The sequence below is a fragment of the Halomonas elongata genome (assembly GCF_029081005.1).
GTDB classification, from domain to species: Bacteria; Pseudomonadota; Gammaproteobacteria; order Pseudomonadales; family Halomonadaceae; genus Halomonas; species Halomonas elongata_B.
The window spans coordinates 112,982-121,908 of sequence record NZ_JAJQTQ010000012.1; the positions used below are offsets into that span (position 1 = coordinate 112,982).

The following is an 8,927-nucleotide window of genomic DNA, read 5'->3' on the forward strand; positions in this document are numbered from 1 at the left end:
GCGGCATTACCGCACGATGCCTCGGCGCCTCAGCTCGGCGATCTCTTCACAAGAAAGCCCCATCTCGGTGAGCACGGCGTCACTGTCCTCGCCGAGTGCCGGCGGCGGTGTGTCGCTGGTGGCACTCTGGCCATCGAAGCGCAATGGGTTGGCTACCTGGGGCAAGCGTTGCCCATGCCGGGAGAATTCCCGGTACAGGCCGCGATGGCGAACCTGGGGGTCGTCGAAGGCCTCGGTCAGGGTATTGATCGGACCGGCGGGGATACCCAGCGTCTCCAGCTCCGACAGCCAGTCGTCGCGCCGCCGTGACAGCAAGACCGCGGCGATTTTCGGCACCAGCGCATCGCGATGCGCTACCCGGGCGGCATTGGTGGCATAGGCCGGATCCTCGCCCCATTCCCGATGGCCCAACAGGCCCGCCAGTCGGGCGAACTGGGCGTCGTTGCCCACCGTCAGGACCAGATAGCCATCGGCACAGGCAAAGGCCTGGTAAGGCACGATATTGGGATGGGCATTGCCATGACGCTCGGGATTCTCCCCCGTCACCAGAGCATTCAGGGCCTGATTGGCCAGGGTCGCCAGCTGGACGTCGAGCAGCGCCACGTCGATATGCCGTCCGACGCCGGTCGAACGGCGCTCATGGAGCGCCGCCAGCACCCCGATGGTGGCATAGAGACCGGTCATGACGTCGGTGATGGCCACCCCGGTCTTCATCGGTATGCCCTCGGGCTCTCCGGTCAGGCTCATCAGTCCGCCCATGGCCTGGATCATGAAGTCGTAGCCGGCTCGTCCGGCATAGGGGCCATCCTGACCGAACCCGGTGATCGAACAGGCGATCAACCGTGGATTGCGCTCACGCAGGTGTGCCGGATCCAGCCCGTACTTGGCGAGGCCGCCCACCTTGAAGTTCTCGAGCAACACGTCAGCGCCGGCGGCCAGCTCCCGGACCAGTGCCTGTCCGCCCTCGGTGGCGATATCCACGGCCAGCGAACGCTTGCCGCGATTGGCGCACAAGTAATAGGCGGCCAGTCGCTCGGCATCCGCCTCGCCTTCCCACCAGGGCGGGCCCCAGCCGCGGGTATCGTCGCCGCGCTCGGGATGTTCGATCTTGATGACGCGAGCGCCCAGATCCGCCAGCAACTGACCCGCCCAGGGACCGGCCAGCACCCGCGACATATCCAGCACCACGACGCCTGCCAATGGTCCGCTCATTCTGGTTCCTTTCACAGAGGCTCGGCGGCAAGCCTACGAGGAGGCGCTATGAACCCATCCATGGGCGCTACCGACGCCATCCTTGGCGTCGGACCTCCTCTTCGGCTTGCCCCCTCGCTCCTGGTTACAGGCTGCATCGCCCTCCGGACCATACCTCCGGTGACGCTGAACACTGCATGAATCGACGGGTGGCTTGAGGTACACGGGGTGCACCCCATTCACACCTCACAACTTACAACTTACAACTTACCCCTCACACCTAACCCGTGAACGCCTGAATGCCGGTCTGAGCCCTCCCCAGAATCAATGCATGAACATCGTGGGTGCCTTCGTAGGTATTCACCGCCTCGAGGTTCATCATATGGCGGATCACATGGTATTCGTCGCTGATGCCGTTGCCGCCGTGCATGTCCCGGGCCTGGCGAGCGATATCCAGTGCCTTGCCGCAGTTGTTGCGCTTGATCAGCGAGATGACCTCGGGCACCAGTTGGCCTTCATCGATCATGCGCCCCGCCCTCAAGGCGGCCTGAAGCCCCAGAGCGATCTCGGTCTGCATGTCGGCGAGTTTCTTCTGGATCAACTGATTGGCGGCCAGGGGGCGGCCGAACTGTTCGCGCTCCAGAGTGTAATCGCGCGCGGCATGCCAGCAGGCCTCGGCGGCCCCCATGCTGCCCCAGGCGATACCGTAGCGAGCGCGATTGAGACAGGAGAACGGCCCCTTTAGGCCGGTCACCTCGGGCAGGCGCTGTTCGTCGCCGACCTCCACGTCCTGCATGGCGATCTGGCCGGTCACCGAGGCACGCAGGCTGAACTTGCCCTCGATCTTCGGCGCCGACAGGCCGGCCATGCCCTTCTCCAGGACGAAGCCACGCACCAGGCCCTCGTCGTCCCGGGCCCAGACCACGAAGACATCGGCAATGGGCGAGTTGGTGATCCAGGTCTTGGTCCCATTGAGCCGCCAGCCGCTTTCGGTGCGCGTGGCCCGCGTGGACATGCTGCCGGGGTCCGAGCCGTGATCCGGCTCGGTGAGGCCGAAGGCGCCCACCCATTCGCCGCTGGCCAGCCGAGGCAGGTACTTGTCCTTCTGGGCCTCGCTGCCGAACGCCTGGATGGGGTACATCACCAGGCTGGACTGCACGCTCATGGCGCTGCGATAACCGGAATCGACGCGTTCCACTTCCCGGGCGATCAGGCCATAACTGACGTAATTCATGCCCGCACAGCCGTACCCCTCGATGGTGGCGCCCAGAAGGCCGAGCTCGCCCATCTCGGTCATGATCTCGCGATCGAAGCGCTCATGCCGATTGGCCTCCAGCACCCGGGGCAGCAGCTTGTCCTGGCAGTAGTCCCGGGCCGTCTGCTGGACGAGCCGTTCCTCCCCGTCGAGCTGATCGATCAGACGAAAGGGATCGTCCCAGGTAACGGGAGTGATCTGACTCATGAGGCGCTCCAAAATATCTACATTTCCATACAATGTAGATTCAAATGATACCGCTGCCAACCCCTCGACCGCCAGGCGCACCCGACAACCGCCCCCGCACCGAGGCTACCGCCATGACGAGTCGCTCAGGCGTCGTCTTCGCCGGCCCGATAGAGTTTCTGGATGCTGGAGAAGTCCAGACCACCATTGCCCTGGGCGCTATGCAGGGCGAAGAGGTTACGCGCCTGGGAGCCCATGGGCACACCAGACCGCGTCTTGAGTGCCAGCTCCCAGGCCAGTCCCAGGTCCTTGGCCATCAGGTCGGTGAGGAAGCCGCCCTGATAATCCCGGGAAGCGGCCGACCCTTCCATTACCCCAGGCCAGGGGTTGTAGACGTTGAGTGCCCAATTGCCGCCGCTGCTCTGCTTCATGATCTCGGAGAGTACCGCCGGATCCAGGCCGTTCTTCACGCCGAGCGCGAGCGCCTCGGCGGTACCGCTCATCAGGATGCCGAGCAGCATGTTGTTGCAGATCTTGCCCACCTGGCCGTCACCGATCCGGCCGGCATGGAAGATATTGCGCCCCATGCACTCGAGCACGGGTTTAGCCTGTTCGAAGCCCGTCTCGTCACCGCCGACGATGAAGGTCAGGGTGCCGGCCCTGGCCCCACCGATACCGCCGGATACCGGCGCATCCAGGTAGGTCAGGCCACGCTCGGTGGCAGCCTCGCCCACCAGGCGAGCGTCGTCGGGCGAGATGGTCGAGGCATCGATGATCAGCGGCTTGTGAGCGAGGGCATCGAGCAGGCCCGGGCCGTCGGTGCCCAGATAGAGCCCGCGAACATGCACGCCGGCTGGCAGCATGGAGATGACCACTTCGGCCTCGGCGCAAGCCGCCTCGGCGCTCTCCGCACGCCTCGCGCCCTCCTTCTCCAGCGCCGCCATGGCACTCTCGACGAGGTCATGAACCACGACATCATGGCCGGCCCCGACCAGGTTGGTGGCCATCGGCATGCCCATGTTGCCGAGTCCGATAAAGGCGATTTTCATGGCACTGCTCCTCGATCATTGGTGAGTCTTTTCTTGGATTCGTTCGCCAACTCCAAAACACTGTCTTAAACGTCGACAGAAGCCTGTCTTAAAAGCCGACGGAAGCGCTGCCTTAAAAGTCGACGAGCGAAACGGGCTTTTACGGTGCCCACTACCGTCGAGCGTTTGAAATGCTCTCTTATTGGATTCTCTGCCCGACTCCCAGATCCCTCAGGGGATGCTTCTCATCCTCCCAGGGCGATGTCATGAGCGCTCGCACCTCCGTATCCGGCACGCTGGCCACATCACGATGGGACCAACGGGGCTGCTTGTCCTTGTCGATCAGCAGCGCCCTCACCCCCTCGGCGAGGTCGCCCCGATGGCAGCACTGTACCGACAGCGCCAGTTCGTCGCGGAAGGCATCGGCCAGGCTGCCGTGACGATGGCGCTCCAGCATGCGCCACACCAGATGCGCGGTCATCGGGCAGCCCGTTTCCAGCCTGGACCGATTGGCGGCCAGCCAGGGGTCGTCACTGTGATCGGCCAGCAGGCGAGACACCGCCTCGGTCACGTCGCTTCGGTCGACCATGGCCTGGAGATGATCACGATGCCGCCACACCTGCCCATCGGGAGCCTGATGGCGCGCCTCGAACCGGTCGAGAACGGCCATCGCCACGCGACGGCAGGTCGACACTTCACGTTCGCCATAATCGGCCTCGGCCAGGGCCCCGAGCAGGTCGTCACGGCGTTCCCGTGGCACGAAGCGGTCCGCCATCCCCAGGTCCAGTGCGTCGCGGGCATTGAGCTGGGCGCCGGTCAGACCCAGGTAGGCCCCGATCCCCGTCGGCATGCGACCGAGGAACCAGCTGGCACCGATGTCGGGGTACAGACCGATGGTGATTTCCGGCATGGCGATGAGCGTGGTCTCGGTCACCAGTCGCTGGAAACCGCCGGCCATCAGGCCCAGACCGCCCCCCATGACGATGCCATCGCCCCAGACCAGCAAGGGCTTGGGATAGGTATGAATACGATGATCGAGACGATACTCGGCGGTGAAATAGGTCGCAGGAAAGTCCGATGGGTCGGCTTCCTGCAGCGAGCGATACAGCGCCACCACATCGCCCCCGGCACAGAAGGCCTTGTCGCCGCTGCCTTCGAGCCAGACGGCTACCACCCGAGGGTCCACCGCCCAGGCATCGAGCCTGTCGCTCAATTGCTGGATCATCTCCAGCGACAAGGCGTTCAGGGCCTTCGGTGCATTGAGCCTGGCCACGCCGATACGTCCGCCGCCACGCGTGGGCAGCTCGTCGAAGCAAACCGCGAGGTCCGACATCGCTGTTCTCCTGGTATCCGGTTATTGAAGCGACTCGATGACGCCATCGGCCAGCAGCCGACGGGCGGCGATCAAGCGCATGATCTCGTTGGTTCCCTCGAGGATCTGGTGCACGCGGGTGTCGCGCACCAGGCGTTCCAGGGGATACTCCCGGATGTAACCATAGCCGCCGTGCAGTTGCAGGGCCTCGTTGCAGACATTGAAACCGACATCGGTGGCGAAGCGCTTGGCCATGGCACAATGCGCCGTGGCCTCCGGGTCGCCCTGGTCGAGGCGCCAGGCAGCATGACGAACCATCAGTCGGGCCGCGGTGAGCTCGCTGGCCATATCGGCCACCTTGAACTGCAGCGCCTGGAAGGAGGACAGTTCCCGACCGAACTGCTTGCGTTCGGCCATATAGTCCCGCGATAGCGTCAGGGCATGCTGGGCAGCCCCCAGCGAGCAGCTGGCGATGTTGAGCCGACCGCCATCCAGTCCCTTCATGGCGAACTTGAAGCCCTCACCCTCCTTGCCCAGCCGATTGCCGACCGGCACGCGCACATCATCGAAGCTGACCAGCCGCGTGGGCTGACTCTTCCAGCCCATCTTCTCCTCGTTCTTGCCGTACTCGATGCCCTCGGCGTCCGCCGGCACCAGCAGGGCCGAGACACCGCCCGCCCCGCTGTCCGGCTCGCCAGTACGGGCCATCACGACCAGGACCTCGGTGGCACCGGCACCGGAAATGAACATCTTCGAGCCATTGATGAGGTAATCGTCCCCCTCCCTGACCGCCCGTGTCCTCAGATTGGCAGCATCGGAGCCGGCGCCCGGCTCGGTCAGGCAGTAGGAGCCCAGCGCCTCACCGGCTATCATGGCCGGGACATAGCGCGCTCGCAGGGCATCGTCCCCCCAACTGGCGACCATCCAGGTCACCATGTTGTGAATGGTCAGATAAGCCGTGGTGGACACGCAGCCCTGGGCGAGCTGCTCGAAGATCAAGGAGGCTTCCAGCCGCGACAGGCCGAGCCCACCGTGTTCCTCTGGGGTATAGATGCCGAGAAAGCCCGCCTCGCCGGCCCGGCGAATCACGTCCACCGGAAAGTGCGAATTCGCGTCCCATTCCGCGGCATGCTCGGCAAGTTCCGCTCGGGCAAAATCGGCGGCGGCGTCGGCCAACGCCTTCTGGTCTTCGGTCAGCGCAAAATCCATGGGGGAACCTCTCATCGAACGGCAGTGGAATGCCGGGTCGGTGATGAATGACCCGCCGGGGTTTCCGGCCTGGCGCGGCACCAACCTAGCACTTGCTAGGTTTATCCCATATCACCCCATGGTCGAACAAGCACTTTACGTTAACGTAAACCTCGTCTAGGGTTGCCAGACGAGGCGGGAAACCCGCCCGGCTACAGGAAACAACGTCATATGAGTCGATCGCCATCCCAGGAGCCCGATGAGAATACCGACGCCCTGCCCCGGCAGCAGCGTACTTACAGCATCGGTGAATTGGCCAGAATGTTCGAGGTCACGCCTCGCACCATTCGCTTCTACGAGCAGGAAGGGTTGCTGGCCCCCTCTCGGCAAGGCCAGAAACGCATCTACCGCGAAAAGGACCGGGTCCGACTCAAGCTGACCCTGAGGGGCAAGCGACTCGGCTTCTCGCTGGCCGAAATCCGCGAAGTGGTGATGATGTACGACGCCATGCCCGACGGTAACGCACGCCAGCTCAAGCGCCTGCTCGAGATACTCGAGGAAAAGCGTGCCAACCTCGAGCGTCAGCAAGAGGACATTCGCCTGATGCGCCTGGAGATCGATGACGTGGACCAGCGAGCCCGAGACGTCCTGCGTCAACTGGGGGAAACAAGCTGAAAGCTAGATCATAGCGGGAAGAGCGCCGCTTCGCGGCTGGAAGCTAGAAGCTGGATGAAAAACCCATTTCCCTCTACCCCAGGGCCTGGTTTTGGAGTTACTTCAAGCTTTTGACCTTGGGGTTACTTCCGGCTTCAAGCTTCCAGCTTCAAGCTAATAGCGGCGCCAGCCGCGATCTAACAACAAAAGGAGCCGCCATGCCAAGCCACATCAGTTACGTCAGCGGTATCAGCGACACGCCCTTGAAGGGGCAGACCATCGGGGATTGCTTCGACGATACCGTGGCCCGTTTCCCCGAGCGGGATGCCTTGATCAGTCGCCACCAGGGCCTGCGCTACAGCTGGCAGGATCTCCGCGATGCGGTGGATCGCGCCGCCCGTGCCCTGATGGCGCTGGGGGTCGAGAAAGGCGACAGGGTCGGCATCTGGTCGCCCAACTGCGCCGAATGGACCATCACCCAGTTCGCCACCGCCAAGCTCGGCGCCATTCTGGTCAACATCAACCCGAGTTATCGTACCCACGAGCTGGAATATGCCCTTCGCCAGTCCGGTGCTTCGACGCTGGTTCTGCAGGGCGCCTTCAAGGGCTCGGACTACGTCGCGACCCTGGCGGAACTGGTGCCGGAACTCCAGGAGGCCGAGAGCGCGATGTCGCTGCGCTCGGAACGGCTGCCCGAGCTGAAACGCGTGATCTGCCTCGACGATACCCGTGTCCTGCCCGGCATGTGGCACTGGTCGGCCATGCTCGAGCATGCCGACGACGTCCCCGCCGAACGCCTGGCCGAGCGCCAGGCCAGCCTGCAGTTCGACGAGCCGATCAACATCCAGTACACCTCCGGCACCACCGGCGCGCCCAAGGGTGCCACCCTCTCCCACCACAACATCCTCAACAACGGGTTCTTCGTGGCACGTACCATGAAGCTCGATGAAACCGATCGGATGGTGATTCCGGTACCGCTCTATCACTGTTTCGGCATGGTCATGGGCAACCTCGGCTGCGTGACCCATGGCGCCGCCATGATCTATCCGGGCGACGGTTTCGATCCCCTGGCCACGCTCGAGGCCGTCAGCGAGGAAGGCGCCACCACGCTCTATGGCGTACCGACCATGTTCATCGCCGAGCTGGAGCATCCTGACTTCGAACGCTTCGATCTCTCTTCCCTGCGCACCGGCATCATGGCCGGCTCCATCTGCCCCATCGAGGTCATGCGCCGAGTCATCGAGCGGATGCACATGCAGGACGTCACCATCTGCTACGGCATGACCGAGACCAGCCCGGTGAGCTTCCAGACCCAGACCGACGCGCCGCTCGAGAAACGGGTGACCACGGTGGGCACCATTCACCCCCATCTCGAGGTAAAGCTGGTCAGCCCGGACGACGGCGCCGCGGTGCCACGAGGCGAGCCCGGCGAACTCTGTACCCGGGGCTACAGCGTGATGCTCGGCTACTGGAACAACGCCGAGGCCACCGCAGACGCCATCGACTCGGCCGGCTGGATGCACACCGGCGACCTCGCCACCATGGATGACGAAGGCTATGTGGCCATCGTGGGTCGCATCAAGGACATGATCATCCGCGGCGGCGAGAACATCTACCCCCGCGAAATCGAGGACTTCCTCTACACCCACCCCGCCATTTCCGACGTCCAGATCATCGGCGTGCCCGATGAGAAGTACGGCGAGGAGATCATGGCCTGGGTCAAGCTCAGCGAAGGCGAAACCCTCGACGAAGAAGAACTCAAGGCTTTCTGCCAGGGGCGCATCGCCCACTTCAAGATCCCCCGCTACGTGAAATTCGTCGACGAATTCCCGATGACCGTCACCGGCAAGGTCCAGAAATTCAAGATGCGGGAAGAAGCCGTGCACGAATTGGGGCTGTGAAGCTGTCTTAAGCTTGAAGCCGGAAGCTTGAAGCTGGAAGTAACCCCAAGGTCAAAACCAGACAGACCCGGTGAGGTGCGGTTGATTTCTCTTCCAGCTTATAGCTCCCGGCGAAGCCGAGGCCGGGCGAAGCCCGGGTGGTTTTTCTTCCAGCTTCCAGCGGCGTTAGCCGCGCTCTTCCAGCTTATAGCTCCCGGCGAAGCCGAGACCGG

Annotated in this window: 7 protein-coding genes; 2 read left to right on the plus strand and 5 right to left on the minus strand. The window is 63.6% G+C overall.

Translation table 11 applies throughout. The features are described 5' to 3' along the window. Positions 1 to 6: 6 nt before the first annotated feature. The 5 genes from LU493_RS10890 to LU493_RS10910 all read right to left on the minus strand — a co-directional run bounded on the left by LU493_RS10890 (position 7) and on the right by LU493_RS10910 (position 6,181). Complete coding sequence (locus tag LU493_RS10890; protein ID WP_275287821.1) at positions 7 to 1,212, minus strand: CaiB/BaiF CoA transferase family protein; 1,206 nt, start codon at positions 1,210 to 1,212, stop codon at positions 7 to 9. Positions 1,213 to 1,471: 259 nt separating this feature from the next. Further along, positions 1,472 to 2,653, minus strand: a complete 1,182-nt coding sequence (locus LU493_RS10895) for an acyl-CoA dehydrogenase (protein WP_275287822.1) — start codon at positions 2,651 to 2,653, stop codon at positions 1,472 to 1,474. A gap of 125 nt (positions 2,654 to 2,778) precedes the next feature. After that, positions 2,779 to 3,681 (minus strand): 3-hydroxyisobutyrate dehydrogenase, encoded by a 903-nt coding sequence (gene mmsB, locus LU493_RS10900; RefSeq protein WP_275287823.1) that lies wholly within the window; start codon positions 3,679 to 3,681, stop codon positions 2,779 to 2,781. 178 nt (positions 3,682 to 3,859) lie between these two features. Then, entirely contained in the window at positions 3,860 to 4,993 is a 1,134-nt protein-coding gene (locus tag LU493_RS10905; RefSeq protein WP_275287824.1) for an enoyl-CoA hydratase/isomerase family protein, read from the minus strand. A gap of 21 nt (positions 4,994 to 5,014) precedes the next feature. Next, positions 5,015 to 6,181, minus strand: a complete 1,167-nt coding sequence (locus LU493_RS10910; RefSeq protein WP_275287825.1) for an acyl-CoA dehydrogenase family protein — start codon at positions 6,179 to 6,181, stop codon at positions 5,015 to 5,017. Positions 6,182 to 6,391: 210 nt separating this feature from the next. Here LU493_RS10910 and LU493_RS10915 point away from each other — a divergent pair, with 210 nt between their 5' ends. Beyond that, a complete protein-coding gene (locus tag LU493_RS10915; protein ID WP_275287826.1) occupies positions 6,392 to 6,835 on the plus strand; it encodes a MerR family transcriptional regulator in 444 nt (147 codons plus the stop codon). Positions 6,836 to 7,032: 197 nt separating this feature from the next. Next, a complete protein-coding gene (locus LU493_RS10920; RefSeq protein WP_275287827.1) occupies positions 7,033 to 8,715 on the plus strand; it encodes an AMP-binding protein in 1,683 nt (560 codons plus the stop codon). Positions 8,716 to 8,927: the final 212 nt, after the last annotated feature.